Consider the following 1821-nt stretch of genomic DNA (forward strand, 5'->3'; position numbering starts at 1 on the left):
GTTACGGGCTTTGGGCAGATCATGAACAAGCCTCTCATCACGGTGTTTTCATGATGAACCGTGAACGGCCGGGCGAACTTGACTTTATGCTGCAAAAGCCGTCAACAGACGAACAGGCGCGCCTGATGCCTACCCACTTTGCCTTGATGGACATAGGCGTATGGCTGCTTTCTGACAAAGCCGTTATGAAACTCATGGAAAAGTGCAGCAATATACGGCAATACGGACATAGTGGCGAAGCTTTTTCCATAACGCAATATTATGATCTTTATTCGCAATTCGGATGTGCCTTGGGTAACAGCCCTTCCCGGCCGGATGAGAATCTGTCCGGTCTGAAAGTGGCTGTCATACCGCTTCAGGGTGGTGAGTTCTACCATTTTGGTACGGCGTCTGAGATGATTTCTTCTACCTATGCCATTCAGAATTTAGTAAAAGACCAGCGTTTCATTATTCAGAAAGGTGTGAAGCGGCAACCAGCTATTTTTACGCAGAATGCTTTGATAGCCAATCCTCCGGCAGAGGGAAATGCTTTTGTGTGGGTGGAAAATGCTTTTCTTGGTGAAGGATGGCATTACAGCAGCCGCAATATTATTACCGGTATACCGAAAAATGATTGGAACATAACTCTGCCGGAAAGTGTGTGTGTGGATGTGACACCGGTTGGAGAGGCTGATTATGCTGTGCGTGTATATGGTTATGATGATGCTTTTCGCGGTGATATTTGCGATACGGGCACTTTATTTTTGGGCGTTCCGGTAAAAGAATGGATGGCGCAGCGTGGCATTCTCCCCGAAGATTTGAGGCGGTTGGATGACTTACAGGCTGCAAGTCTTTTCCCCGTAACGGCAGACAAGGCAGAGATGGAACGCCTTGTCAAGTGGTTCTTTGCCGAAGAGCCTGAAATGGAAGATACGGAATTATGGCGCTCATTGCGCCGCCTTTCTGCGGATGAAATATCCGTATATGCCAATCTTTGCCGACTGTTTGACCAACGTCGCGAACTGTCCGGCCTTACGTTGCCTCTTGTGGCCAAAAATTGGACACGGAGTGTATTTTATCAGGTTAATTTGAAAGATATGGCACAGAAGTTTGCCGACGACAGATTGTCTCTTCCGGCCGCGTTACCCGATGATGCCGCCCTGATGACACGTATTCACGATGCCATGTTCCGTTCGGAAATGCTGCGTGACCGGGATGCCGTTGCTTCTGCCGGTTATGAAGCGCAGGCTTTCGAACTCTTGCGGGATGGACTTACCGGGAATGTGCTGTGTCATCGGTGTGCGCCGCGTATGACAACTTATGCTGATCAGATCGTGTGGGGGCGCAGCAGTGTGCGTATAGATTTGGCCGGTGGGTGGACTGATACGCCGCCTTACAGTCTTATGGCTGGTGGGAATGTGGTGAATATGGCCATCGAACTCAATGGGCAGCCGCCTTTGCAGGTCTATGTAAAGCCTTGTAAAGAACCTGTCGTAATTTGCCGTTCCATAGATTTGGGGGCAATGGAACGTATTGAAACATACGAGGAATTAAGATTGTTCAATAAGGTAGGATCGCCGTTTTCCATTCCTAAGGCGGCGTTGGCATTGGCCGGCTTTATGCCTGGATTCAGTGAGGAAAAATTTCCATCCTTGCGCAGACAGCTCAAAGCTTTCGGTTGCGGTATAGAAATAACCCTATTGTCGGCCATACCGGCCGGTTCGGGATTGGGTACAAGCAGCATTCTGGCAGCAACGGTATTGGGGGCGTTAAGCGATTTCTGCGGTTTGGGATGGGATAAAAACGAGGTGTCAAACCGTACCTTAGTGCTTGAACAAATGC

Annotated in this window: 1 protein-coding gene; it reads left to right on the top strand. The window is 49.1% G+C overall.

Translation table 11 applies throughout. The annotated features are described in order from the left end of the window. Window positions 1-50: 50 nt before the first annotated feature. A partial coding sequence (locus C5S62_RS05055) for a bifunctional fucokinase/fucose-1-phosphate guanylyltransferase (protein WP_255400140.1) occupies window positions 51-1821 on the top strand: 1771 nt, incomplete at its 3' end.

This window comes from Prevotella sp. MGM2 (genome assembly GCF_002933955.1).
Lineage (GTDB): Bacteria > Bacteroidota > Bacteroidia > Bacteroidales > Bacteroidaceae > Alloprevotella.